20 protein-coding genes are annotated in these 26,651 nt (G+C 65.8%); 12 read left to right on the top strand and 8 right to left on the bottom strand.

The window, feature by feature from the left end:
• Positions 1-344 precede the first annotated feature (344 nt).
• Both ACCQ12_RS03135 and cycA read right to left on the bottom strand, forming a co-directional pair.
• Positions 345-1,256 carry a CorA family divalent cation transporter gene (locus ACCQ12_RS03135; RefSeq protein WP_228335341.1) on the bottom strand — a complete coding sequence of 304 codons (912 nt, stop codon included), beginning with the start codon at positions 1,254-1,256 and terminating at the stop codon, positions 345-347.
• 270 nt (positions 1,257-1,526) lie between these two features.
• On the bottom strand, positions 1,527-2,900 hold the full coding sequence (gene cycA, locus ACCQ12_RS03130) for a D-serine/D-alanine/glycine transporter (RefSeq protein ID WP_184441196.1): 1,374 nt from the start codon (positions 2,898-2,900) through the stop codon (positions 1,527-1,529).
• Positions 2,901-3,451: 551 nt separating this feature from the next.
• On the opposite strand from cycA, the gene ACCQ12_RS03125 reads away from it, so the two are divergent.
• Complete coding sequence (locus ACCQ12_RS03125) at positions 3,452-5,224, top strand: expansin EXLX1 family cellulose-binding protein (RefSeq protein WP_372382923.1); 1,773 nt, start codon at positions 3,452-3,454, stop codon at positions 5,222-5,224.
• Positions 5,225-5,695: 471 nt separating this feature from the next.
• Here ACCQ12_RS03125 and ACCQ12_RS03120 read toward each other — a convergent pair whose 3' ends face one another.
• Positions 5,696-5,911, bottom strand: a complete 216-nt coding sequence (locus tag ACCQ12_RS03120; protein ID WP_104579192.1) for a hypothetical protein — start codon at positions 5,909-5,911, stop codon at positions 5,696-5,698.
• Positions 5,912-6,189: 278 nt separating this feature from the next.
• Between ACCQ12_RS03120 and ACCQ12_RS03115 the strand changes: the two genes are divergently transcribed.
• Positions 6,190-6,957 carry a transporter substrate-binding domain-containing protein gene (locus ACCQ12_RS03115; RefSeq protein ID WP_372382922.1) on the top strand — a complete coding sequence of 256 codons (768 nt, stop codon included), beginning with the start codon at positions 6,190-6,192 and terminating at the stop codon, positions 6,955-6,957.
• 86 nt (positions 6,958-7,043) lie between these two features.
• On the opposite strand, the gene ACCQ12_RS03110 is transcribed toward ACCQ12_RS03115, so the two are convergent.
• Entirely contained in the window at positions 7,044-7,919 is an 876-nt protein-coding gene (locus ACCQ12_RS03110) for a DMT family transporter (protein WP_166749619.1), read from the bottom strand.
• Positions 7,920-8,267: 348 nt separating this feature from the next.
• Between ACCQ12_RS03110 and ACCQ12_RS03105 the strand changes: the two genes are divergently transcribed.
• Positions 8,268-9,134: a class I SAM-dependent methyltransferase gene (locus ACCQ12_RS03105; protein ID WP_372382921.1), complete on the top strand. Its 867-nt coding sequence runs from the start codon at positions 8,268-8,270 to the stop codon at positions 9,132-9,134.
• A 325-nt stretch (positions 9,135-9,459) separates the two neighbouring features.
• Here the strand turns inward: ACCQ12_RS03105 and ACCQ12_RS03100 are convergent, their stop codons facing one another.
• A complete protein-coding gene (locus tag ACCQ12_RS03100) occupies positions 9,460-11,289 on the bottom strand; it encodes a GGDEF domain-containing protein (RefSeq protein WP_166749621.1) in 1,830 nt (609 codons plus the stop codon).
• 652 nt (positions 11,290-11,941) lie between these two features.
• On the opposite strand from ACCQ12_RS03100, the gene ACCQ12_RS03095 reads away from it, so the two are divergent.
• Together ACCQ12_RS03095 and ACCQ12_RS03090 are read left to right on the top strand one after the other, a co-directional pair.
• Positions 11,942-13,033 (top strand): DUF1615 domain-containing protein, encoded by a 1,092-nt coding sequence (locus ACCQ12_RS03095; RefSeq protein WP_372382920.1) that lies wholly within the window; start codon positions 11,942-11,944, stop codon positions 13,031-13,033.
• A 416-nt stretch (positions 13,034-13,449) separates the two neighbouring features.
• Entirely contained in the window at positions 13,450-15,774 is a 2,325-nt protein-coding gene (locus tag ACCQ12_RS03090; RefSeq protein WP_372382919.1) for a S9 family peptidase, read from the top strand.
• Between the two features lie 308 nt (positions 15,775-16,082).
• Here ACCQ12_RS03090 and ACCQ12_RS03085 read toward each other — a convergent pair whose 3' ends face one another.
• Both ACCQ12_RS03085 and ACCQ12_RS03080 read right to left on the bottom strand, forming a co-directional pair.
• Positions 16,083-17,258 (bottom strand): HBL/NHE enterotoxin family protein, encoded by a 1,176-nt coding sequence (locus ACCQ12_RS03085; protein ID WP_372382918.1) that lies wholly within the window; start codon positions 17,256-17,258, stop codon positions 16,083-16,085.
• Positions 17,259-17,740: 482 nt separating this feature from the next.
• Positions 17,741-18,076, bottom strand: a complete 336-nt coding sequence (locus ACCQ12_RS03080; protein WP_372382917.1) for a DUF3817 domain-containing protein — start codon at positions 18,074-18,076, stop codon at positions 17,741-17,743.
• 210 nt (positions 18,077-18,286) lie between these two features.
• On the opposite strand from ACCQ12_RS03080, the gene ACCQ12_RS03075 reads away from it, so the two are divergent.
• The 5 genes from ACCQ12_RS03075 to ACCQ12_RS03055 all read left to right on the top strand — a co-directional run bounded on the left by ACCQ12_RS03075 (position 18,287) and on the right by ACCQ12_RS03055 (position 22,232).
• Entirely contained in the window at positions 18,287-18,907 is a 621-nt protein-coding gene (locus ACCQ12_RS03075) for a YiiX/YebB-like N1pC/P60 family cysteine hydrolase (RefSeq protein WP_372382916.1), read from the top strand.
• A 144-nt stretch (positions 18,908-19,051) separates the two neighbouring features.
• Positions 19,052-19,990 (top strand): alpha/beta hydrolase, encoded by a 939-nt coding sequence (locus tag ACCQ12_RS03070; protein ID WP_372383538.1) that lies wholly within the window; start codon positions 19,052-19,054, stop codon positions 19,988-19,990.
• A gap of 37 nt (positions 19,991-20,027) precedes the next feature.
• A complete protein-coding gene (locus ACCQ12_RS03065; RefSeq protein ID WP_372382915.1) occupies positions 20,028-20,537 on the top strand; it encodes a MarR family winged helix-turn-helix transcriptional regulator in 510 nt (169 codons plus the stop codon).
• A gap of 25 nt (positions 20,538-20,562) precedes the next feature.
• Positions 20,563-21,489 (top strand): CPBP family intramembrane glutamic endopeptidase, encoded by a 927-nt coding sequence (locus tag ACCQ12_RS03060; protein ID WP_372382914.1) that lies wholly within the window; start codon positions 20,563-20,565, stop codon positions 21,487-21,489.
• A 281-nt stretch (positions 21,490-21,770) separates the two neighbouring features.
• On the top strand, positions 21,771-22,232 hold the full coding sequence (locus ACCQ12_RS03055) for a DUF4126 family protein (RefSeq protein WP_166751839.1): 462 nt from the start codon (positions 21,771-21,773) through the stop codon (positions 22,230-22,232).
• Positions 22,233-22,429: 197 nt separating this feature from the next.
• On the opposite strand, the gene ACCQ12_RS03050 is transcribed toward ACCQ12_RS03055, so the two are convergent.
• Positions 22,430-23,404: a glutathione S-transferase family protein gene (locus ACCQ12_RS03050; RefSeq protein WP_372382913.1), complete on the bottom strand. Its 975-nt coding sequence runs from the start codon at positions 23,402-23,404 to the stop codon at positions 22,430-22,432.
• 363 nt (positions 23,405-23,767) lie between these two features.
• On the opposite strand from ACCQ12_RS03050, the gene ACCQ12_RS03045 reads away from it, so the two are divergent.
• Both ACCQ12_RS03045 and ACCQ12_RS03040 read left to right on the top strand, forming a co-directional pair.
• Positions 23,768-25,357: an SDR family NAD(P)-dependent oxidoreductase gene (locus ACCQ12_RS03045; protein WP_355607140.1), complete on the top strand. Its 1,590-nt coding sequence runs from the start codon at positions 23,768-23,770 to the stop codon at positions 25,355-25,357.
• Between the two features lie 379 nt (positions 25,358-25,736).
• Entirely contained in the window at positions 25,737-26,624 is an 888-nt protein-coding gene (locus ACCQ12_RS03040; protein WP_372382912.1) for a DUF1932 domain-containing protein, read from the top strand.
• Positions 26,625-26,651 lie beyond the last annotated feature (27 nt).

The following is a 26,651-nucleotide window of genomic DNA, read 5'->3' as shown; positions in this document are numbered from 1 at the left end:
GCACTGACTTCATGCGCAAAGCTGCGTATATCCTTCTGATCCCTGGACTGCTTTTGGCCTGCGCTGCCATTACGCTGGCTGTGCTCATGGCATCCGGAACTCAACAATGGACGTGCAGCTGCGATGGTGCAGATCACTGGCATTACATCGGTGCCGAGGGGATCCCACAGAGCAGGTCGCACTTCGACACCACCAAACACGCAACATCCTGCAAGCGCACGGATCGCGCCGCGAAACTCAGCGACCGGGTGTATGGCCTTCTCTTCCCGAACCTGAAGTCCTAGCGCGTCGGTTCCGTCGATCTGCTTCGATGCTTTGCGTGACCAGGTCCGCCCCGACTCGCCTCACACCCAGCCACGTTTGCGAAACCACGCCAGCGGAATCACCACGCTCAGCGCGATCACACCCAGCGCCCAGAAGTACGCATCGTGTGCCTTGAGCTCGGGCATGTAGGCGAAGTTCATGCCCCAGATGCCAACCAGCACGGTGGGCGGGATGCCGACCACCGACGCCACCGCCATCACCTTCATCACGTTGTTCTGGTCCATGTTGATCATGCCCAGCACGCTGTCGAGCAGGAACTCGATGCGGTCGTCCATGTGCTGCTGGAATTCGCTCAAGGTGGTCAGGTCCTTGTGCAGCAGGGTGATGCGTTTGGCCGCATCGGCGCCGAACCAGTCCGGCGTGGCGCCATCCAGATAGGTGACCAGACGCAACAGGCCCTGCCCGGCGTTGTGCAGGCCGCCGAGCTGGCGGCCCATGCCGCCGACCTGGTGCAGCATGCGTTCCAGGTCCTTGGTCTTGTGCGGGTTGTCGAAGACCAGCCGCGTGGTGTCGGTGACCGCCGCTTCCAGCGCTTCCAGGCGGTCTGCCAGCCGCCCGACCAATTGGTCGAACATGCGCAGCAGCAGGTCATCCGAACTATGGCAGGGCGCGTGTTCCAGGCGCGCGGCCAATGCCTCCAGCGAGCCGATACGCTGCTCGCGCTGGGTCACCAGCATGGTCGGCGACAGCGCAAACCCCAGCGGCGCGGTGGGGCCGTCGTCATCCTGGAACCGCGGCACATTGAGAAACAGCACATCGCCCTGGCGGCGCACCCGGCTGCTGAATTCGATCTCGCCAATCGCCGCGCGATCGGGCAACGCAAAGCCGACCTTTTCGGCGGTTTGCGCCAGCTCCTGCGGGCTCGGCTGACACAGGTCCACCCAGCAGCCCTGCGCGTGGTGAGTTCCGGCAATCGGGTGGATCGTGATCATGCGGCAGGCCGTGGCGATGGATGGCCGCGAGCATCCGGCCCCGCTCCATCGGCGTCAACGCCACCCCATACGCACACTCAGCTGCCAGTGGCCTTCATCGTGGCGACGTGCAGCCGCGGTGCGGCCCGGCGGTACAGGGCTGCTGCGCCGCGCACCGATCGAACCCGCGAGGCATTCGGCAGTAAACGCCACGGTGCGTACGCTGGCAACGCAGTGCCGCTCGGGCACTGCCGGCATGCTGGAGCGCGCCGGCAGTGTCACGCCTCTGGCTCAGGCGCGCGCCTGCCGCCCCTTCACCGCATACCCGATCGCCAGGATCAAAAACCACACCGGGCTGGCCAGCAACGCCTGCCGCGTGTCGGCCTGCAAGGTCAGCAGCACGATGACGAAGGCGAAGAACGCCAGGCACACGTAGCACATCAACACGCCACCGGGCATCTTGAACGCCGAGGCCGCGTGCTGCTCGGGCCGCTTGCGCCGGTACGCGATGTAGGCGCACAGGATCAGCGACCACACGAACATGAAGAGCACTGCCGACAACGTGGTGACCAGCGTAAATGCAGTGACCAGGTTCGGGATCAGGTACACCAGCATCGCGCCCAGCAGCAGGCAGACGCAAGAAAACAGCAGTCCACGTGCCGGCACCGCAGCGCGCGAGAGCTTGGCAAAGCCCTTGGGTGCATGCTGCTCTTCGGCCAGGCCGTAGAGCATGCGGCTGGTGGAGAAGATGCCGCTATTGGCCGACGAGGTGGCCGAGGTCAGCACCACGAAGTTGATCAGGCTGGCCGCTGCCGGCACGCCGGCCAGCACGAACAGCTCCACGAACGGGCTCTTGTCGGCCACCACCTGCCGCCACGGCGTCACCGCCATGATCGCGATCAGGGCAAGCACATAGAAGATCAGGATCCGCACCGGAATCGAATTGATCGCCTTGGGCAGGTTGCGCCGCGGGTCGGCGGTTTCCGCAGCGGTGGTACCGACCAGCTCGATGCCGACGAAAGCGAACACCGCGATCTGGAAGCCGGCAAAGAAACCACCAATCCCCATCGGGAACATGCCACCGTCGTTCCACAGATTCGACAGCGAGGCCACGTTGCCCGACGGCGAACGGAAGCCCCAGGCCACCAGGCCGGCGCCGGTGATGATCAACGCAGCGATGGCGATGATCTTGATCAACGCAAACCAGAATTCCATCTCGCCGAACAGCTTCACCGTCACCAGATTCAATGCAAGCAGCAACAGCACGCAGGCGATAGCCGGTATCCATGGCGCCAACCCGGGAAACCAGAACTGCGCATACGCAGCGATCGCGATGACATCGGCGATGGCGGTGATGATCCAGCAGAACCAGTAGGTCCACCCGCAGAAGAACCCGGCCCATGGCCCGAGCAGATCGGTGGAGAAGTCGATGAACGACTTGTACTCCAGGTTGGACAACAGCAACTCGCCCATCGCGCGCATCACGAAGAACAGCATCGCGCCGATGATGAGATAGACGAACAGGATCGACGGCCCGGCCAGACTGATCGTCTTGCCCGAGCCCATGAACAGCCCGGTCCCGATCGCCCCACCGATCGCGATCAACTGCAGGTGGCGATTGGACAGGCTGCGTTGCAGATGATCGGGCGCGGACGGATCGGACATGGGCACGGCACCGGCAAGTGAACAAGCCGTCAAAAATACGAGATCGCGCCGGCTGGCACCAGGGGTCTGACTGGAGTTGCCTGCATCGAAAACGAACCGGCCACTCACGATTGGCGGCACGCCCCATGATGGTGCGCAGCGCGGACCCGCCCGCATGCCGGCATGGACTGCATGCAGCGGCTCAACCGATCGATACCGTTCGACGTCCAGCGTTTTCGGATAGCTGGTGCCAAGGCCAGCATCTACCTGGGCGACGCCAGCGTCACACGTCGAAGCGATGCCGACCAGCGCATCGCCGCGTCGGTCCCCGTCCATAGATCCCTCTGATTGGCCTGCGCGGCAACCGGCACTGCGGCAGCACCCCCAGGCGGCGCCCACTGTGCCCGTCACGACGATGATGGTGCGGCATCTCGCACAAACAGCGATCCCCGTTCCAGTGCGACAGTTCGCTGCGTATGCCCGGCGCCCTCGCGCCCGCTTCCTTGACTGGGCGCACGGACCGCGCCGGGCAATCGCTGGTTTCCTGCGCGGCCACCACCCAGGAGCCTTACATGCAATCACGCACCTACCTATTGCTCGCCCTCGCGCTGCTCGCCCCGGTCACATCGCTGGCCATGCAGGTCGACTCGCGCGGGCACCTTGTCGATGTGCAGGGCCGGGTGTTGCAGCTCCGCGGCGTGACCTGGCCGGGATTCGATCGCAGCACGCTGGTGGCGACCGGCTTGCACAGCCGCACACTGGCGCAGCTGCTGGACCAGATGCAGGCGTCCGACATCAACGCCGTGCGCCTGCCCGTTTGCGCTGCAGTGCTGCACGGCAGGCCGGTGCCCGCTGCGGCAGTGGCCGGCGACCCGGCATTGCACGCGCTCAATTCCCTGCAACTGCTCGATGCGTTGGTGCGTGCCAGCAGCGAACGCGGGATGCAGGTGCTGTTTGCATTCGCCGATGGCGGCTGCGACGAGGAGGCACCGCAGCTGGGCACCCATCCACAGGCGTGGACACGCGATCTGGTCACCCTCGCACGCCGCTACGGCAACCACGCCGGCGTGATGGGCGTGGACCTTGGCAGCAGCGGTTATCGCAACGCGACCTGGGCGGGAAGCGCCGCAGGGTCGGACTGGAACCGCGTAGCCTCGCGCGCCGCCACAGCGGTGCTTGCGCAGGCGCCGCGCTGGGTGGTGGGCGTGGAAGGCGTCGGCAGCAACGCCGTGTGCAGCGACACCGCACGCAAGGCCGCAGGCAGCAATCTGCAACCGCTGGCCTGTGTGCCCTTGCGTATTCCGGCGCGGCAGCTGGTACTGATGCCGAAGCTGGCCGGGCCCGATCGTGATGCGGCCGAGGCGTTTGCGGCACCCAACTTTGCGCAGCTGCTGCCCGCCACCTGGCAACGCGACTTCGGCACGTTTGCAGTGGACCACGCGGTGATCCCGGTCAGCATCGGCGGCGGCCTGGGCGATGGCGATCCGCGCGATGCGGCATGGCAGACCGCCTTGAGCAGCTATCTCTCCGGCAGTGGCATGCGCAGCGCATTTCTCGGTCGCTGGGAGGTGGGCAATGCCAACAACGGTGGCCTGCTCGGGCCGGACGGCAGCCCGCGTGCGGACAAACTGCAGGTGCTGCATCAGGCGTGGGGCATCGGCACTGCAGCGGGGTCGGTTGCCTCGGCAAAGGCGGCCGGCACGAAGGATGCGAGCAAGGCAACCGCCTGGAACGGCACCTTCACCGGTACGGCCACGTACACCGGCTCCGGCTACTCCGGCGGCGCGCTGCTGCTGGACCCGATCCCGAGCACCGCCTTCATCACCGCGCTCAACCCGACGCAGCTGAACTTCGGCGGCGTCAAGGCTGCGCTGGCCGGCGCCTACCTGGAAGTGACCGGTCCCAAGGGCAAGACCACCGTCTATGTGACCGATCTCTATCCGGAAGGCGCCTCCGGTGGGCTGGATCTGTCGCACAACGCGTTCGCTGCGATCGGCAACATGGTGGACGGGCGCATCCCGATCAGCTGGAAGGTGGTGCGCGCACCGGTGAGCGGCAACGTGCAGTACCGCATCAAGGAAGGCAGCTCACGCTGGTGGGCCGCGATCCAGGTGCGCAACCACGCCTATCCCGTGGTCAAGTTCGAGGTCAAACAAGGCAGCACATGGAAGAGCCTGCAGAAGATGGACTACAACCATTTCCTCGGCGAACAGCTCGGCAATCAACCCCTCTCCATCCGCATCACCGACATCCGCGGCAAGGCCATCCTCGATACCATTCCCGCGCTCTATGAAGACGGCAGCCATCCGGCGTATTTCCAGCCGGGTCAGGTGCAGTTTCCGTAGCAACTTGCGTACCGATCGATGTGTCTCGTTGTTCGTGCAGAAGCATCGGCACAGCGGTGATCCACATGGTCAAGCAACTTCTGCATGGCCGTGCGTGATGCAGGCGGACGCGACGCAGATAGTGCAAGCCAACTGATGCAGTGGGTGCAAGCCAGCGTTAACTCGCGCAATCCAGCCTCGGCACATCTAGCGAATGGCACTCCGGCCAACCATCGCCAACACTGTGTAAAACCGCAATGCAAAAGCCCCTCTCCCACCGGGAGAGGGGTTGGGGCGAGGGTACGGCGGCCGCACCGGTCACGCACATTACGCAGCCTCAATCACGCTGGCACATCCCATCGCATTCATTCAAGGCGGTGCAACGCGCTCCAACGCAATGCAATGCAATGCAATGCACTAGAGCTGAAACCGCACATTCAACGCACGCCACACATCCGCACCGCGCGCTCTGCTTACGCACCCACCAATCCATCAACCACCCGCCAACCCACCCCCCACACGTCCCGGCAGCGCCTGGTCGTCATCCTGTTCAAGGTCGCCAACTTCATCGCGCAGGCCGCCTTTCTGCGGCGGCTGCTCTTCCAGAGGAGTCTGTTCCTCATTGGTATCCGGGTCCGGTGTGCCGTGGACCGACAGACCTGCCATGAACGAGGTCATAGGCCGCGCGGTGCGTGGATTGAGATGCATGTCTGACTCCTTGCGGTTGACGTTAGCGACAACGCTAGGCCGCACGGTGCTACCGGGCTGTGAGCCGGCTGGTCGCGTTCGTGACGCCTTGTTGACGCGTCCCGCCAAGCGCAGTGCTCCTGCAGCGCGCAACCGCACCGCATTCCCCCTTTCATCGGGCTGACTGCCGGTGCTGCAGGTCACCGCTGCACAGTGGCCCCGCGACCAAAGCTCCGCAGCACGCCAGCCTCACAGATCCTGCCACCGCTATCATGCGCACTCACCTCCGAGGCAACGCCATGCGCTACTGCGTCCTTCTCGCCGTGCTGATGACCATCGGCAGCACGCAGGCGGCCACGCCCACGTCCCGCCTGGATGCGGTACTGCAGGCCGGTGTGCTGCGCGTCTGTACCACCGGCGACTACCGGCCGTACTCGCTGCTGCGCGTCGATGGCCGCTTCGAAGGCAGCGATATTGCGCTGGCGCAGTCGCTGGGCGACAGCCTGCAGGTGCGCGTGCAATTCGTGCAGACCAGCTGGCCGACGCTCCTGCCCGACCTGCTGGCCGATCGCTGCGATATCGCGGTGGGCGGGATTTCGGTGACCTTGCAACGGCAGCGCCAGGCAAGCTTCAGCGCGGTGCTGGACGTGGACGGCAAGATCCCGCTGGTGCGGTGTGCAGACCGCAAGCGCTACCGCACCATCGAGCAACTCAATCGCCCCGAGGTCCGCGTGATCGAGCCGCCCGGTGGCACCAATGAAGCCTTTGCGCGGCGCGACCTGCCCCGCGCGCAGCTGCGTCTGTTTGCCGACAACACCACCATCTTCCACGAGCTGCTGCATCAGCGCGCCGACGTGATGATCACCGATGCCTCCGAAGCGCTGTACCAGCAGGCCCGGCTGCCGGGCCTGTGCGCCATCGCCCCCGAGCAGCCCCTGCAATACAGCGAAAAGGCCTTCCTGCTACCGCGCGACGACCAAAGCTGGAAGGCCTATGTCGATCAGTGGCTGCATCTGAGCAAGGCCAGCGGCGAATATGGGCGCATCGTTGCCGCCTGGCGGGAATAGGGAATAGGGAATCGGAACAGCAGTGGATCGAACGCCTTTGGCGGTGCTCTTACGGATCCCCAATCCCGAATCCCCAATCCCCGCCCTCAAACGATCTTGGTCCGCCGCCACCACCTGGAAACCTGTTCCTCGCGCACCAGGGTGAACAGGCCGGCGCCCAGGATCAGCGCGATGCCCACGCCCATCGGCCAGTCCAGATGATCGTGAAACAGCAGGTAGCCGAAGGCGATCGCCCATAGCATCTGGCTGTATTGCGTGGGCGCCACCACGCTGACCGGTGCCAGCCGCGTGGCGTACATCATGCAGATGGCGGCCAGCCCGGCCAGCAGGCCGTAACCGGCCAGCAACCCCCACTGGTACAGCGTGGGCCACACAAAGCTCGGCAACATCATGATCCCGCCCATCACCAATGGGCCGATCACGCCGGCGCCATACAAGGTCAGGCGCTTTTCGCTATGTCCGGCCATGCGCAAGGTGATCACCGAGATGGCGCCGACCAGGCCGCACACGATCGCTGCCACATGCCCATGGGTGAGATGGCGAAAGCCCGGCCGCAGCACGATCAGCACGCCGATGAAGCCGACGATCACCGCCGACCACCGCCGCCAATGCACTTCTTCCTTGAGGAAGATCACCGACAGCACGGTGACGAAGATCGGCATCAGGAAGATCAACGCAAAGGCTTCGGCCATCGGCAAGGTCGTGAAGGCGATCACCGAGGTGAGGTTGCCGATGGCCCCGGTGAAGGCGCGCAGCAGCCACAGTGCAGGCTGTTTTGCCATCACCAGCTCGCGCAGCTGGTCGTCGGGCTTCTTCAGGAACGGCACCGCCAGCAGCATCAGCAGGGCACCGAGAAACAACACCTCGTAGACCGGCAAGGTGCCTTCGAGCAGCTTCACGAACGCATCGCTGATCGAATAGGCCGCGTAACAGGCGAACCCCAACAACACACCCTTCAGCATTGCCGATACTCCACGGTTGACGCCGATCGATGCGGGTATCGATACGGACGGCCCGCAGTATGCGGTGCGGGGTGTGTCAGCGGAACCGCGCGCAAGCACCACGCAGTGCCCGCTGCGTTCGGCCGGGTGCGGCCGGGCACGCATTGGCAGCAGCCGTGCAGCGCACCGCGCGGCAGCGGTGAACTCCCGGGCCGGCACATGCCAGCACCGCAGCGATCCCGCAGGATGCAGGCGGTGGTCTCTCTCACGCTGGCCCTCCTCGCCAACCTGCCGGGACGATGCCCGGAAGCACCAGGTCGGTTACGATGCCAGCCCTCTGCGCGCCGCCTCGCGCAGCGCCCGCCCTCCATGTCCCTGCCAGCCGTGCCCCACTATTCCGGACCCTTGCTCGCCCTTTCCGATGCCCAGGCCTTGCTGGCCGCGCGTGGCGCCGGCCGCGTCGCGTGGACGGGGTCGCTGGATCTGGGCCGCAGCACCGGGACCGCGCAGCTGGATGCGCAGACCTGGCAATGGCGCGGCCGCGGCTACCCGTATCCGGGCAAGCTCAAGGACCGCACGCTCTATTTCTGGGACGGCGACGATTTCGCGCCGATCTCGCGCTTCGACAGCGCACTGATCAAGCTGGTACCTACCCAATGGGGCGCGCCCACCTTCGAGATCGACGGCATCAAGATGCTGCCGTCGGCACAACTCTCGCCGTTCGAGGATGCGCGCCGCAAGGTGGCGCTGGTCAACCCGCGCGGCAAGAGCGTGCTGGACACCTGTGGCGGCCTGGGCTACTTCGCAGCCTGCGCGCTGGAAGAAGGCGTAGCGCAGGTGCGCTCGTTCGAAAAGAACGCCGACGTGCTGTGGCTGCGCACGCTCAACCCATGGTCGCCGGACCCGGAGGCTGCCGCTGCCGGCGGGCGGCTGCAGCTGGTGCATGCCGATGTCGCGCAGCAGATCACCACGCTGGCCGACGATTCGGTCGATGCCATCCTGCACGACCCGCCGCGCTTCGGCATTGCTGGCGAGCTGTATTCGCAGGTGTTCTACGACCAGCTGGCGCGCGTGCTGCGCCGTGGCGGGCGGCTGTTCCACTACACCGGCGCGCCCAACAAGCTCACCAGCGGGCGCGATGTGCCCAATGAAGTGAGCAAGCGCCTGACCAAGGCCGGGTTCAGTGCGCAGTTGGCGCTGGATGGCGTACTCGCGACGTTGCCGGCCCGGCGCTAGCCGCACCATCACCCGCAGCGTGCGCAATCTGCGCACACCACGCTGACATGGCGGCCGTCAGGACCGCCTGCAGCAGCCATCGCCGTCCGCAACAGGCGAGTGCCACTGCTGCACGCACGCTTCAGCCCTGCATGGTGGCACGCTGCCGCGGCGGCGAGCCGCTGCGACGCCTGTCCAAGCGGCGTGCTTGCGATCATGGCCGTGCGGTGTACGTGAGCGTCCAGACCCAGCGCTGACCGCAGTGGCCTGCAGGGCAGGCATCGGCCTCGACCCGTGACGCAAGGCCGCCGCGCGCGTGGTGCAACGGCCGGCCTGCCTCAGAGGTTCAGCACACCGCCCATTGATCGCGCCCGGCCGTCTTGGCGGCATACAGCGCCAGATCGGCCTGACCGAGCAGCACATCCAGCCCGGTGGCCGGGGCCACGCTTACCGCGCCCATGCAGAAGCGCACCGGCTGCTCTGCCGGCAGGCCGGGGATCTCGATCGCGGCTACCGCATTGCGCAAGCGCGCAAACACCGCCGGAATTTCATCCGGCCTGCAGCCCGGCAGCACCAGCAGGAATTCTTCGCCACCCAGCCTGCCCAGGCGGTCCTGCGCACGCAGCGCCAGGGTCGAGGCGCTGGCCAGGGCCTTGAGCACCGCATCGCCGATGGCGTGCCCGTGCACATCGTTGATCAGCTTGAAGTGGTCCAGGTCGATCAAGGCCAGCATGCACGGAGTGTGCGCGCGCAACGCCTGCTCGATCTGCTGTTGCGCTTCGGCGCGGATGGCGCGGCGATTGGGCAGGCCGGTGAGTTCGTCGCGCATGGCCAGCCGCGACAGCTGCCGGCGATGCCGCGCCCCGAAGGCCAGCACCACCAGCGCCCCAAGCAACAGCAGGCAGGCCGCGCACAGCGCGATCCACAGCGCGCGCTGGCCGGCTTCGCGCGCCTGCAATGCCAGCTGCGCGGTTTCGCTGCGGCGGCGCAACTCGGCATTTTCCGCCTCGCGGCGCGCATCTTCATAACGTGCCTGCAGGCGCAGCATCACCGTGTCGCGCTGACGCTCCAGGCTCTGCGCGCGCAGTGCGTTGGCACGCTGCAGCTCCTGGTATGCCTCGGCATGCCGGCCTTCGGCCGCCAATGCCTGGGCGATGGCCTCGACCAGCTCTGCGCGCCGGCTCAGGGTCAGGTTCGGGTCGTCCGCGTCCCTGGCAGCGATGATTGCGCTGCCCAGGCTGGCGGACTTCAGCGCGATCAATGCCCGCAGCAGCACCGTGTGGCACGCGGCGACCCGGCCGACATTGCCCTGGGTCTGCATCAAGGGCAGCGCCTCGCGCGCCATGCTCAGCGCCGCCGCGGCATCGCCGGTGTCGATCAATGCCTCGCTGGCGCTGGTCAGCGCCGCCGCCACGCCGGCCTGATCGCCCAGCTCACGGCTGAGCGCCAGCGCGCGCCGGAAATGCAGCAAGGCCGCTGCCGGCTGCTGTTGCGCCAGCGAGGTGCCGTATTCGTATTCGATCAGGCTGCGCTGGAAGCGCGCCGGCTGGCCCTGCAGACGCGCCAGGGCACGCTGCAGGTAATCCTGCGCGTCGGTGTCGTCGGCAACGCGGCCGGCCACGCGGCTGGCCAACGACCCGAGCTGGGTCAGCCCGTCCATCTCCAGACCCAGCTGATGTTCGCGCGCGGCGCACTGGTAGCTGGTCTGCGCAGCGCTCCAGGCTTCGTCGCTGCTGCCGGAGGCCAGCATGCTCCACATGTCCACGGCTTCGACTTCGCACACCAGATCGCTGCGCCCCAGCGCGCGCGCCTGCTGCCGCAAGGCATTCAACCGCGCCACCATGCCGCGATTGGGATTTTCGCGTACGTCGCTGAGCGCCTGCACGATCTCCAGCCACAGCCGCGCCTGCGCGGCATTGCCGTGCAGTTGGTCCAGCAGGCCACGCGCCTGCGCCAGCGCTGCCTGTCGCGCGTCGGTGTCTTCCAGGGAGATCAGCACCCGGGCCTGCGCCAGCTGCGCCCAGAACTGCGCATCGCTGTCGCCATCGGCACGCGCCCGCTGCAGCGCCTGCCGGGCGATCTGCAGGGCCTGCATCGGGTCGTCGAGCGTGGCCGATTCGATGGTCTTCCACGGCTGCGGTTGCGCCCAGGCCGGTGCGCTGAACAACAGCACCATGCACGCGGTGAGCACACCTCGCCAGGCGGTCGCGGCCCTGCTCAACCGGTGCTCACGTTCGCGGCGGACCAGACCGCATGCGCAGCGCACCCATGGCAAGACACATGGCAAGACCCGTGGCCTGGCCCGGGCTGGCTGTTTGCTGCGGCATCTCGGGCACTCCCTTGGTCTGACAGCGGTGGAATCCGGTGAGCCGCCTACACGGCGCACTCGATGTCTTGCGGCTGCAATGATGACTGGCAGACACGGCAGGTCACGTGAGCGCGCGGCTGGGTCGAGCCCGTTATCGGCCGCATTGCGCACGTCTTGAATCGGGCTGCATGAATCGGTTGGGCGCGGCCTGCGCACGCATGACGGCCGTGGCACACCAGGTGGCCCGCTGGGCACGGCGCCCGAGGTTCACTGCGCAAATCGAGGTCACTCACCGGCTCGTCCGCGCACAGCCGAGGAGGGTGTATCGCCGTTGTCGTTGGCGGCCGTGCGGTGCTGCAGGCCGCGCGCGCAAGCGGTGCGTCCTGCCGGTCAGCTGACACGATCGACATCGGCGATACCGCCGGCCGCCACGCGCTCCCCTCGCGCGCCATGAAAACCGCCACACCCCGGCCACGTAAACTGCGCCACGGCGATTGCCGCCATCGATCCTGGAGACACCGTGACCTGCCCCCTGTCCCGCCTGCTCACGCTGCTGGCCATCGCCCTGCTGTCGGCCTGCGCCACCCAGGCGCCGCGCGCACCGCAACGCTCGCCGGAGGCGGTCAAGGCCGACATCGCACGGCGCCTGCCAGCCAACCTGCCCGACCGTGCCGGCTGGGCCAACGATGTCTACGTGGCGCTGTCGTCGCAGGCGCTGGACACCAGCGCCGAGCACATCTGCGCGGTGCTGGCGGTCACCGAGCAGGAGTCCACCTATCAGGCCAATCCCCCCGTGCCCAACCTGGGCAAGATCTCGCGCGCGGAAATCGATCGCCGCGCCGGCGCGCACCACATTCCCGCGTTCATGGTCGATGCGGCGCTAGGCATCACCTCGCCGGACGGCCGCAGCTACGCCACGCGTATCGCCGCCGCCCGCACCGAGCAGGAGCTGAGCCGCATCTTCGAAGACTTCACCGGCAGCGTGCCGCTGGGCGCGCGCCTGTTCGACGGCCTCAACCCCGTGCACACCGCCGGCCCGATGCAGGTGAGCATCGCCTTTGCCGAGCAGCACGCCGCGCGTTACCCGTACCCGCCCGACAGCACCGTCCGCCACGAGGTGTTCAGCCGCCGTGGCGGGCTGTGGTTCGGTACCCTGCATCTGCTTGGGTACCCGGCCACCTACGACGCACTGTTGTACCGTTTCGCCGATTTCAACGCCGGCTGGTACGCCAGCCGCAACGCCGCCTTCCAGGCCGCGCTGAGCAAGGCCAGCGGCATCGCACTTGCGCTGGACGGTGACCTGCTCACGCCCGACGCCAGCCTGGAGGCACCTGGCGGCACCGAACGCGCCGCACGCGCGCTCGCCAGCCAGCTGGCAATGAACGACCGCCAGATCCGTCGCGCCCTGGAGGCCGGCAACACGCTGGAGTTCGAAGACACCTCGCTGTACCGCGAGGTATTCGCCCTTGCCGACCGCACCGCCGGCGCGCCCTTGCCGCGTGCGGTGCTGCCCGGCATCACCCTGGAAAGCCCCAAGATCACCCGCACCCTCACCACGGCGTGGTTCGCCCAGCGGGTGAACGAACGCTGGAAGCGCTGCATGGGCAAGTGAGCTCGGTAAAGTGCTGGCCGGCAAGCGCGGCAGCGGCGGTCATTGCCTGCGCCTTGCCTGCGGCAGGCTGCGCCATCGCGTGATTGCAACGGCGCCCACCATGCGAAGCACCGGGCGCCCCACCCAGCGCGGTGCACGCGGCGCACACGCTGGCAAGCCGCACAGGTGCGTCGCATCGCCACCATCGCTGCGTGCACTGCGGCACTGCGGCGCGGCGCCGCCGACCCGGCCGGCACCCGCACGGCGACAGGCGCTGCCGATGTCTCGCCTGCCATGCCGCCCTGGCCGGCATGCATCAGCGCACTGGCCTGTGCACCGGCACGACTTCTGGCAGAGGCATGCCCCGCCCCCGGCCGATAGCATCGGTCGGTCGCGCTGACCGTGGTCGTGCGCGCCCTTGTCCCGGAGAGTCCTACATGCCCACCCCGTTGCCGATGCGGCACCTGCTCGCCACCCTCGCGCTGGCTGTGTCACCGGCCATCGCCAGCGCGCAAGCGCCCAGCGTCACCGAGGCCGACTACGCGCGCGCCGAACGCCTGATCAACCATCTCGCGCAACCACTGCTCGACCATGCCCCCACGCGCGTCACCTGGCTCGATGCCACGCATGTGGCCTATGTCGATCACGATGCCAAGGGCAACCGCGTGCTGCAGCTGGATACCGCCACCGGCAAGACCGCGCCGCTGTTCAAGACATCCGCGCTGGTCGCCGCGCTCAATACGCTGCTCAAGACCGGCGACACGCCGCTCACGGCCGACACATTCGCACCGGCCGTCAAACTGACTGCCGACGGCCGCTACCGCCTCACCGTGCGCGACACGGCCGTGGTGTGCGATACGCACGCACGCTGCAGCAAGCTGTATGCAAAGGATAAGTCGGAGCCCGGCGTTCCATCGCCGGACAAGCGCAGCGAAGCCTTCATCCGCAACTGGAACCTGTGGGTGCGCGATCTGGCCAGCGGCCAGGAAACCCAGCTCACCCGCGATGGCGTGGAAAATTTCGGCTACGCCACCGACAACGCCGGCTGGCAGCACAGCGACAACGCCATCGTGGCGTGGTCGCCGGATTCGCGAAAGATCGCTACCTTCCAGCAGGACCAGCGCAAGACCGGCGACATGTACCTGGTCAGCACCAAGCTCGGGCATCCGGAACTGCAATCCTGGAAATACCCGCTGGCCGGCGACAAGGACGTGACCATGATCGAGCGCGTCATCATCGACGTGCCCACGCGCAGCGTGGTGCGTCTGAAGCTGCCGCCGGATCAGCACCGCTCCACCTTGTGCGACGACGTCAGTTGCTCGCCGGGCCTGTGGGACGACGTGAAGTGGGCGCCGGACAGCAAGACGCTGGCGTTCGCCTCCACCTCGCGCTTCCACAAGCAGACCTGGCTACGTATCGCCGATGCCGGCACCGGCGCCGTGCGCACCGCGTTTGAGGAAACCGCCAAGACCTATTACGAAAGCGGCCAGGTCGCCGCCAACTGGGCCTATCTGCCAGCCAGCAACGAAGCGGTATGGTTCTCCGAGCGCAGCGATTGGGGCCAGTTGTATCTCTACGATCTGGCCACCGGCAAACCCAAGCGCGCCATCACCGGCGGCGAAGGCAACGTCACCGAGCTGTTGCGCGTGGACCCGGTGAGCCGCACTGCATGGTTTGTCGGCGTCGGCCGCAGCCCGGGCGTGGACCCCTACTACCAGCAGCTGTGGAAAGTGAGCCTGGACGGTGGGCAGCCGGTACTGCTCACCCCCGAAGCAGCCGATCACAGCATTGCGCTGTCACCGGATGGCGCACGGTTTGTCGACACCTATTCCACCTCGGTCACCCCGCCGGTCACGCTGCTGCGCGATGCCGGCGACGGGCGCACCGCCAGCACCATGGCCACTGCCGACATCACCCGCCTCAAGGCCGCCGGCTGGGTGCCGCCGGAACCGATCACGGTCAAGGCACGCGACGACAAGACCACGCTGTACGGGCTGATGTTCAAGCCCAGCAACTTCGACCCGACGCGCAAATACCCGGTGATCGATTACGTCTACCCCGGCCCGCAGACCGGCTCGGTGCGCGGCCGCAGCTTCCTGGCCGGCCACGGCGACAACCAATCGCTGGCCGAACTCGGCTTCATCGTGGTCGCCATCGACGGCATGGGCACGCCGTGGCGCTCCAAGACCTTCCACGACACCTGGTACGCCAACATGGGCGACAACACCCTGCCCGACCAGGTGGCCGGCTTGAAGGAACTGGGCAAGCGTTACCCGTGGATCGATCTGGACCGCGTCGGCATCTGGGGCCATTCCGGCGGCGGCAATGCGTCCACCGCGGCGATGCTGCGCTATCCGGACTTCTTCAAGGTGGCCTGGTCGGAAAGCGGCAACCACGACAACCGCGGCTACGAAGACGACTGGGCCGAGAAGTATCACGGCGAGCACATCGTCAACAAAGACGGGAGCTCCAACTACGACGACCAGGCCAACGCCAACCACGCCGGCAAACTCAAGGGCCGGCTGATGCTGGTACACGGCACCCTGGACGACAACGTGCCGCCCTACCTCACCCTGCTGGTGGCCGATGCCTTGATCAAGGCCAACAAGGACTTCGATATGCTGATGCTGCCCAACGCCAAGCACGGCTACGGCGACCTCACCCCGTACGTCGCCCGCCGCCGCTGGGACTACTTCGTGCAGTACCTGCTCGGCGCCACACCGCCGGCGCAGTACCAGATGAAGCCGATGCCGAAGGAGTGAGCGGTGCTCACGCACAGCTCAGTGGGACGCCAATGCAGCGTCGTGCAGACCACCAACGGCCACACGCCCAGCGCGCTATGGCGCTAGCGCTCAGCGGTACACACTGCCGATACCTGCAGGTACCGATTACGCTGCAACGGCAGCCGGCGTATCGCTCACAGCCGACGCGTTTCAGCTGCCGGGCCGGCGGAAGAATGTGGTCGCCCACCCGCATCCGCCAGCCCGGTCACGTGCTCACCCATCCATGGCGACCCGATGGACGTGATTCGGCACCGCAGCCACCTCATCCATCCACAAAATGCAAATCGTCAGGCAGTGGCGGCGTTGGGAATCGTCGCTGTGGCGGGGGTTGCCTGGTTGTATTTGATCGAGGCAATCGTATTGCACAGTCCCACCAAGGTCTGCCAATCCTGGTTGGCGGAATTCAGGTTCGACTGAAGCTGTGGCAAGTTCAAATTGGTGACGTCGCCGTTGCAGTTGGTCAAGTCCGTCAGCACGGTGTTCAACTCGGACTCAAGTTCCTGCCAGACTTGCAATACCAGGGCAATCTGCGTGCTGGCCGCTTGCGAAAGCGCGATCAATCCATTGACCTGGTCATTCAGCACCGCCAGGCTGGCCGCCTGCTGGGTCACAGCATTCATATTGCTGTTGTCGGCCTCTACCTGGCTCTTCAACGCCTGAATCTTGTTCGATGCGATGACCATCGTGGTGATCAGCGCTGCGGTGGCGACGATCCCGAATGCCAAGCCGATCCCGAATGAGAAAATTGCAATCACCGCACCAGTAAAGAAGGCGACACCTGCGGCAATCGCAGATGCCGTCTCAACGGTTTGCCAATGGCTGATTTCCGACTGCAGCGACGCGATATCGGCCTTGAACGCAGCGATCTTGGCCTGATCCACCTCCTGCTCCTTGGTCGAATCAACGACTGCCTGCGTCAGCACTGCCGCATCGGAGGTCAGGTTATTGCTGAATGTAGTGATGGACTGCTGGACATTCACCGCGCTCTGCGTATAGGACGTGATTTGGGAGATCATGCTGCCGAACTGAGACTTCAGCGCAGCAATCGCAGCGGCATTGGTCGGATCGTTCTGCAGCACCGCCACCAGGGAATTGATGGTGGACATGCTGACATTGAAGGAAATGCCATAGCCCGCAATCGAGTTGGGGATACTGACGAGATTGGTCGCAATCGGATACCAGCCATTGGCGTGAATCTGTGCATCGCTGAACGCTGTCTGGAACGTGCTGTACCACGTGGGCGAAGGCGAGATCGTTGGCAACTGCGTATTGCCGATGCCCAAGACATAGGCCATGACCGCATTATTGGCATTGAATGCGTTTGCAAGTTGCTGATCGATGGGCAAGGGATCGTTGGAGACGGCAGCCAATACACGCGAGGTACCGATCGCACTCGCGATGCTGGTCACCTGCGGGGCCGAACTCAGAGCAAAGGGAAAAAACGGCTTCTTCTGCGCTTGCATGGATCGTCTCCTGATGCTGTCAACCAATGAATCGAGGAATGTCACCGCCAGATCCGGACCGCTGGTTCTCGGATCCAGACGTTCTGTTTATGTCACCTGCGTGTGGTCCAATGGATCCGTTCGCCTTGGGTCCATGCCGGATTGCGACCACCGATGCCCGAACCCGGACGCGTTGGACGCTCCATCAACGCTTGCCATTGAACACAGCCACTGCCGGCCTGCTGCCACACCGGGACAGCACCAATGATCGATGCTCTCGAGAACGCTGCCGTGCTATCTGCGAAAGCACCGAGTGCCCGAGAACCCCAGCATCCCCGAACCGATGCGCACAGACCCGTCGATTTGTCTCAGCCGGCACATCGTCCGGCAGGTGCAGGCTCTACCACGCCGATCGCCAGTGGCGTCCATAAACAGCGGATGCGCTGGTCGATCACCTCCACTGCAATGGCGATCACGCCGCATCGGTGTTCGCCCCGACGCGCTCAGCCGACAGTTCGCGTCGGCACACCCAACAGACCGATACGCCGGAACCACATCTCCAATGGCACCGTCACCAGCGGCGGCACTGCGGCCAGCAGGCTGAGCACCCAGGCCCACCACGGCCAGCGCAGCCGCAGCGCGGCAAGCACGCTCACCGCCAGGTAGAACAGGAAGGCCGCGCCGTGCAGGCGACCGAACAACCAAACCACCAGCTCGGTGCTCTGCAAGCCGTACTTGAGCCACATGCCCAGCAACAAGCCGGCCCAGGTCACACCCTCAATGAACGCGGCAACCGCAAACAGCCGACCCATCGGCGACAACGCAACAGCAGAACGCATGCAACACTCCAGTGGACACAGGGATTGCCGCGACGCGATGGCGGCGGCGACGCCCGCTGGCCCACCGAGTTTACAGGTGGTGACCGCAGCGGGTGCCGGTGCACTGCTGCCAAGCGTCCGAGCCCACTCCTGCAGTGCATCTGGCTGGAGCAACGCACCAGTTGCCCGTCCAGGCAATAATGCAGGTCTTGTTGTCCTCAGGCCCGCACCATGCGTCTCGCCCTGCTGCTCTCACTCCTATTCGCCTTGCTGCCCGTCACGGCATCAGCCCTGCGCGTCCACGAGGGCGACCTGCTGTTCGTCACCGCCGCACGTACCGGCCTCAGTGGTGCGATCGACGATGCAACCGCAAGACCGGGCGCGCCCAGCTTCGACCATGTGGCACTGGTCGCGCACGAAGGGAACACGCAGATCGTCCTGCACGCCGACGAACAGGGCTCGCGCCAGCAGTCGCTGCGCACGTTCATCGACGAGGCGACCGCCAAGCATCGGCAGATCATCGTGTATCGCCTCACGCCGGAGCATCGCCCTGCCATTGCAGACGCCGTCGCCCAGGCGCGCCGTATGCTCGGCAAACCCTACAACGACACCTATGTGCCGAACGAAGACAGCTATTACTGCTCGGACTTCATCGAGCGCGCGTTCCGGGCACACCATGTCTTTGCGCTGCAACCGATGAACTTCAAGAACCTGCAGACCGGCAGGATCTCCCCATACTGGACCGATTTCTACCGCAGCCGCGGCATGCAGGTTCCGCAGGACGTACCTGGCAGCAACCCGAACGATATGGCGCGCGCACCAGCGCTCGCCGTGGTCGGGCAATTGAACTGAGTTGCGCGATCAAGGCGTCGAGACGCAGCCGGTGAGCGGCGCGTCGCGCTGTCAGACGCCGGGCACACGCCCTGGCGCAAGCAGCACGCACTTCAACCACGGGATGACGCTTTGAAACGATGCCTGTTGCCTGCATGGCTGCTGATGCTGTCCGCATGTACCCAAACTCCACAGGCAGCGCCACCGAGCGCGGTGGCGGCCTCCCCGACTGTCCAACCCGCGGCACCGGCGCTGACCGCTGCACCTGGCCAGCAACGCGGCGAAGGCCATCCTTACCAACTCGCCGATACCGCGGTCTGGAACGTGCCCGACCCCGTCTCCGGCCGCACCCACCAGGTGTTCGTTGCCCTGCCGCGTGGCTATGCAGACACCCCGCAACGCCGCTACCCGGTGCTGTATGCCACCGATGGCGACTACGCCTTTCCGTTGGTCAAGGCGATCGCCCGGCGCTTGAACGGCGAAGGCCCGGCGATCGAGGACTTCATCCTGGTGGGCCTGTCGTACGCGCTTGGCGATGAGCCAATGCCCAGCCGCAGGCGCGACTACACGCCAACCCCGGAAGAGGGCCCAGGCGCGCCACCGGTCGCCACGCACGGCAAGAGCGCGGCGTATGTCGCGTATCTGCGTGAACAGGTGTTGCCCTTCATCGCACAGCACTACCGCACTGACGAACAGCGGCGCCTGTATCTGGGCCATTCGTATGGCGGCCTGCTCGGAACCGAGATCCTGCTGAGCACACCGCAGATGTTTTGCGGCTACATCCTGGGCAGCCCGTCGTATTGGTACGGCGCGCATGTCATGGCGCAGCGTGAACCTGCCTATGCCACCACCCACACCGATCTCCCCGCGCAGGTCAACCTGTATGTCGGCGAGTACGAACAGGTGCGTTACCACAAGAACTACGACATGGTCCCCGATGCACAGCGCATGGTGCAGACGCTGCGCACCCGCCACTCTCCGTCGCTGCGGATCGACCTCGATGTGCTCAACGACGAAGACCACCTCAGCGTGGCCCCACGCGGCGCCACGCATGGGCTGAAGACGCTGCTGGGCACCGCAACCGCGCAGCGCGCCCCCCGCTGAGCTGACGACCCAAGGTTTGCCCCCCGACTTCCGGCACATGGCGCAATTACAACAGCGCTTATATATTCGTGTCATGAGCACGCCCTCACCCACCCTCGGCACCCTGGTCCGGCATCTGATCGAGTTGCTGGACGGCGACCTGGAAGCGGTCTATGCAGCCTCGGGGCTGGCGTGGCGGCCGCGCTATACGCCGGTGTTGCGCGTGCTCATGCGGCTGGGGCCCGTTTCCATCAAGGTGCTTGCGCAAGAGATCGGCATCACCCACTCCGCCGCCAGCCAGACCGTTGCGCAGATGGTCAAGCAACGCCTGGTCGCCCTCAAGCCCGGTACGGATGCGCGCGAGCGCATCGTGGTGCTCACCGCCAGGACCAGGCAGATGATTCCGGCATTGCAACGGCAATGGGCGGCCACCAATGCAGCCGCCGCACAACTGGACGCGGAGCTGTCCGTTCCCTTGTCTGCGGTGCTTGCAGAGGCCATTGCCGCATTGAACCAACGCTCCTTCGCCACCCGTATTTCCGCGGCAGCGACCGCACCTGCCCCATAGCCGCAGCATCCACAAGGAGTCGCACATGCATGCAATGACGCAATCCAATGGTCCCCTCGCGGCATCTCCAGCAACGCAGGCATCGCAGCGCATCGAACTGGGCGAGCGTGGCGTCCTGCGCCCCGGCCGGCTGCGCTGGCTGCGCGCATGCGGCTGGGCAGTGGCGCTGTTCTTCCTGGTGGCCATTCCAACCGGCGTGGTCACGCGGTTTCTCGGCAGTCTGTGGCCAAAGACCAATGAGCCGGTGCAGTTCGTGGCCAGCCTGGTCGGGGCGCTGGTCGCCTTGGGCATCTATACGCTGGCGGTCCGCCTGGCCGAAAAACGCACCCCATCGGAAATCGCGTTACGCCCCATGCTGCCGCAGTTGACCATCGGCCTGTTGGCAGGTGCCGCGATGTTTGCCACGGTGATGGGCATCATGGCGCTGTTCGGCCTGTACGACATCCAGTTCGTCGGCCCGGCATCGGCCTGGACGCCGCTTCGCAAAGCGCTGCAGGCCGGCGTGGTGGAAGAGCTGATGATGCGTGCGGCCATTCTGCGTCTGGTATGGCGTGCATTCGGCCCGTGGACGGCGTTTGCGGTGTCCTCGGCAGTGTTCGGCATCTCCCATCTGGGCAACCCCAATGCCACGGTGTTTGCCGCGCTCTGCATCGCACTGGAAGCCGGGGTCATGATGGGCGCCTTCTACGCGCTCACCGGGCGCATCTGGGTGTCGATCGGTGCGCATGCCGCCTGGAATTTCACCCAGGGTTACCTGTTTGGCGCCGCCGTCTCGGGTGTGGCGGCGGGCCCGGCCATCGCGCGCAGTACGTTCAATGCCGCGCTGCCGGAATGGCTGACCGGCGGCACGTTCGGCCCCGAAGCATCGTTGATCGGCATGCTGGTCTGCCTCGCCGTCGGCCTCTCGGTCGTGTGGCTGGCATGGCGCCGTGGTCAATTCGCCAGGCAATAAGGTAACGCCCGCATTTCGCACGCCTTATTGATCCGTTCGCTGTGGCGACAGCTGCAGAGGCTGCACGCCGCACGACCTACGCATTACCCGGTTGCCACGCGCCGCCACCCGGCGGCGCGTGGCGAACAGCAAGCACCGGCATACGGGCGCAACCGATGCGCGGCGTGCACAAGGTCTTGCCAGCGCCCACACATGCCCGGCCCTAGTGTGTGGCGATCCACAACAGCGTGACGATCGCAATGCCATTGGTTTGCGCTCGTCGACCACAGGCAGAGGTGCACATGGCTTTGATTCATTCCATCCTGATGAGCGCCGTCGCCGGCATGCGCTCGATGACGCCGCTGGCAGCAGTGGCCAACGCCGCCCGCACCGGCAAGCTTCCTTCTGACAATGGCGCCCCGTCGTTGCTTGCCAACCCTGTCGCCTCGGCCGGCATGCTGGCGCTGGCCGGCGGTGAGTTGGCGGGCGACAAGATGAAGACCGCCCCCGACCGCATCGTGCTCCCCGGAATGATCGCCCGCATCGCCACCGGCGTCATCGTCGGCACTGCGTTGGCGCCGCGCGAGCAACGTGGCATTGCCGCCCTGCTCGGTGCAACCACCGCGGTCGCCGCCGCCTATCTCACCTTCAACGCCCGCATGCGCGCCATCGAACGCTACGGCCAGACCAGCACCGGCATTGTCGAAGACGCCATCTCCGTGGGCGCGGCCACCTTGATCATCCGGGACGCCGCAAAGCGCTAATTCCCGCTGACGTGCCTGCACGCAGTGCTGCACCATGGTTCGACTTCTGCATCGTGGCCGCAGCATGGTCATGCTGCAGCACTCGCCTGGCGTTAGGCGCGCTCTTCGGGCGCCTGGGCCACTGCGTTCCACCCTTGCTGCACACTCCATCGCCAAGCTGCAATCGGGCACATACGCTGCTTGAAACGCCCTGCACTTCAACCGCCACGCCCGTGGGGTGCATCCAGATCCAGCAGCGGCCCCATCGGCACGATTCCGGTCGGATTGATCATGCCGTGGCTTTGGTAATAGTGGCCCTTGATATGCTGGAAATTCACCGTCTCGGCGATTCCCGGCATCTGGTACAGCTCGCGCAGGAAGCCGGACAACTGCGGGTAATCGGCAATCCTTTTCAGATTGCATTTGAAGTGCCCCACATACACCGCATCGAACCGCACCAAGGTGGTGAACAGGCGCCAGTCCGCTTCGGTCAAGGTGTCGCCGCATAGATAGCGTTGCTGGCCAAGGCGCGCCTCAAGCCAGTCCAGTGAGGCGAACAGTGGCGTCACGGCCTCTTCGTAGGCTTGTTGGGTGGTGGCAAAGCCCGCCTTGTAAACGCCGTTGTTGACGGTGTCGTACACGCGTGCGTTGACCTCATCGATCTGCTCACGCAGGTGCGCAGGGAAGTAATCGCCAGCGCGGGCACCCACGTCATCGAAGGCGCTATTGAACATGCGGATGATGTCGGCCGATTCATTGCTCACCACCGTGCCGCGCTCACGGTCCCAGAGCACCGGCACCGTCACGCGGCCGGAATAGCGCGGATCGGCCTTCAGATACACCGCGTACAAGCGCGTGGCATGGTTGACCGGATCGGCCACCACGCCCGGACCAGGGTCGAAGGTCCAGCCCTGTTCGCCCATCAGCCAGTGCACCACCGACACATCGATCAATGGCTCCAGACCCTTCAGCCGACGAAAGATCAGCGTGCGATGCGCCCACGGGCAGGCCAGCGACACATACAGGTGGTAGCGGCCCGCGGCCGCCTTGAACCCACCTTCGCCATGCGGCCCGGCCGACCCATCGCGTGTCACCCAGTTGCGAAACTGCGATTGAGAACGCTCGAATCGCCCGTCGCTCTTGTCGGTGTCGTACCACCGGTCCTGCCACTTGCCATCGACCAACAGGCCCATCGTGTTCTCCCGCCACAGCATGAGCGGCCACCCTAGCCCAGCAGCACTGGAGGGTGCGTGAGCGCTAAGCCATCCACACCGCACCGCTTGCCGCTAGGCAAAGGCAGCGGTGACGGGCCTGCACACATCCGCGGCAGGCGCGAGCAGCGCCTGGGCAGCCGCTCGGTTGCCGGTCACGCATCGTCGTAGGTAGGTGGCTGGCCACCCGGCCGGCGGCATTGGCGCCAACCTGCCCGGATCGGTGAAAATACGCGTCATCGCGCCTTGGGGCCGCCCGGCGCGCACGCTCGCCGCTCCCTGCCGCGGCCTCCTTCACGCGTGCCTGGCACGCGACCGATGCCCAACGTCTTTCCCGGATCTGCCTTGAACACCACCACCCCGCCCCTGCCCGCCAACGACGACCTGCCCCTGACCGACCGCCTGCGCGCGGCGCTGGATCTGCTGGAGGCCATCGAGGCCGACCGCAGTGTGCTCGACACCTTGCCCGAGGCCGATCGCGTACGCCTGCATCAGGTGGTCGCCAAGGTCTATCACCCCGAGCCGAAGGCGCGGCGGCAGCTGCTCAAGCAGCGCGAACGCGAGCGGCATCAGGAAAAGGTGCGCAAGGCCGAAGCACTGCTGGAGCAGCGTGGCATCCGCGCACTGCGGCGCAAGCCGGTGTTCAGCACGCCGAACTACTTTCCGCCGCATGCCGCCGGCCTGCACGACGCGCACAACGGCGAGAATGCCGCCGAGGCACCGGAGCAGCTGCATTCGCCGGAGCTGCGCCACTGCTATGTGTGCAAGCAGAAGTTCACCCAGCTGCATCACTTCTACGACCAGATGTGCCCGGCCTGCGCCGAGCTCAATTTCTTCAAGCGTACCGAAACTGCCGACCTGCGCGGGCGCGTGGCGCTGCTCACCGGTGGGCGGGTGAAGATCGGTTATCAGGCCGGATTGAAGCTGCTGCGTGCCGGCGCGGAATTGATCGTCACCACGCGTTTCCCGCGCGATTCGGCCGCGCGTTATGCGGAAGAACCGGATTTTGCGCAGTGGGGTCACCGCCTGCAGGTCTTCGGCCTGGACCTGCGCCACACGCCCAGCGTGGAAGCCTTCTGCAGCCAGCTGCTGGCCACCCGTGAGCGGCTGGATTTCATCATCAACAATGCCTGCCAGACCGTGCGCCGCCCACCGCAGTTCTATGCGCACATGATGGCCAACGAAACCGCTGCCCTGCATGACCTGCCGGACACGGTGCAACAACTCGTTGGCCATTACGAAGGCCTGCGCACGCCCGAATTGCTGCGCGACGCATCGGCCACCGCGCTGCCGGCGGTGCATGGGCGTGGTCTCGACGATGCAGACGGCCTCACCCGCGCTGCAGAGCTGTCGCAGATCGCACTGCTGGACGACGAGCTGGTAGGCCAGGAACACCTGTTCCCCGAAGGCCGGCTGGACCAGGACCTGCAGCAGGTCGATCTGCGCGGACGCAACTCCTGGCGCCTGCTGATGGCCGAAGTGCCATCGGTGGAGCTGCTGGAAACGCAACTGGTCAACGCCATCGCGCCGTTCATCATCAACGCGCGCCTGAAGCCACTGATGCTGCGCACGCCCGAGCGCGACAAGCACATCGTCAACGTCTCGGCGATGGAAGGCCAGTTCTATCGCAACTTCAAGACCACCCGCCACCCGCATACCAACATGGCCAAGGCCGCGTTGAACATGATGACGCGCACCTCGGCGGCCGATTATCAAAACGACGGCATCCACATGAACAGCGTCGACACCGGCTGGGTCACCGACGAAGATCCGGCCGACATTGCCGCGCTCAAGGTCCAGCAGGAACGCTTCCACCCGCCGCTGGACATCGTCGACGGCGCCGCCCGTATCGTCGACCCGATCATCCACGGCTTCAATACCGGCGAGCACGTGTGGGGCCAGTTCCTCAAGGATTACGCGCCGACGGATTGGTGATGGATCACGCCGCACCGGCGCACCGCATCGCGATGCAATGCCAGCTCCGCACGTACGCGCCGGCCAGTGCGTGCGCAGTCCTCACGTGGCGTTGCATCGATTCGCGGAAGCACGCGTCGGTTCGCGCTCCGGCCCCGTGCCGGTTCGGCATGCATGCTGAACTGTCTTCCCGCGCGTCGCCGGCCCGATGTGCAAGACACACGAGAGACATGTAACGCGTCGCCGGGCCCCCTGGCGCGTTTGAAGTTGCATCAACGAGCCAACGCATGAGTCGGCCACCCCATCCAACCCAAGACAGTCCGGCTTGCCGGCACCTCTTAGCGTTGCATCGGACACCCACACCCGCCCGATCGACCACCCGCGGCACAGGAGTTCCTGCATGTCAGCATCGTACGGCGCACTCGCCTTCATCGGCTTCGGCGAAGCTGCATGCGCATTCCATGAGGGTTGGGCACTCGATGGCCAGCGCCGGATCACGGCCTACGACATCAAGAGCGACCACCCCGAGACGCAACCTGCCATGCATGCGCGCTACCTCGACCATGCCGTGGTGGGCTGCGAAAGCGCCGCAGCCGCAGTGGAACAGGCACATATCGTCTTCAGCCTGGTCACTGCCGACTGTGCACAAGCGGCAGCACACGCAGCAGCGCCCGCCCTGCGCAAGGCAGCGCTCTGGCTGGACTGCAACTCGTGTGCACCCGGCACCAAACAGGCGGCGGCGGCCGTGATCGAAGCGGCCGGCGGCCGTTATGTCGACGTTGCGGTCATGGCCCCGGTGCTGCCACAACGGCACCACGTACCGCTGCTGGTGAGCGGCCCGCATGCGCCTGCCGCGCTGACCGTGCTGCAGGCGTTGGGCATGCGGCCCGAGATCGCTGGCGACCTCGTCGGCCAGGCGTCGTCCATCAAGATGCTGCGCTCGGTGATGGTCAAGGGTATCGAGGCGCTGTGCGCCGAATGCTTCATCGCCGCCCGGCGTGCAGGGGTCGAAGACCAGGTCATCGCATCACTCGATGCGTCTGCACCACAACGCACTTGGGGCGAGCAGGCCAGCTACAACCTGGGGCGCATGATGATGCACGGCGTCCGCCGCGCGGCAGAGATGCACGAGGTTGCCGCCACCGTGGCCGCCCTGGGCCTGCCCGCCGAGATGGCAGCGGCGACTGCCGCGTGGCAGCAGCGGATCGGCAACGCCGCGCTCGATGCCGGTCGTGAGGTACTGAGTGAGCGATTGGATCGAGTCTCCGCGGCGCTGGGCCAGCGGTGACGCCGCGGGCGCGCATCCTCGCGGCCT

The sequence above is a fragment of the Xanthomonas sp. NCPPB 1068 genome, from assembly GCF_041479385.2.
GTDB lineage: Bacteria > Pseudomonadota > Gammaproteobacteria > Xanthomonadales > Xanthomonadaceae > Xanthomonas > Xanthomonas cannabis.
The sequence above is the reverse complement of the archived record's forward strand: the minus strand, read 5'-3'. Positions and strand labels throughout refer to the sequence as shown.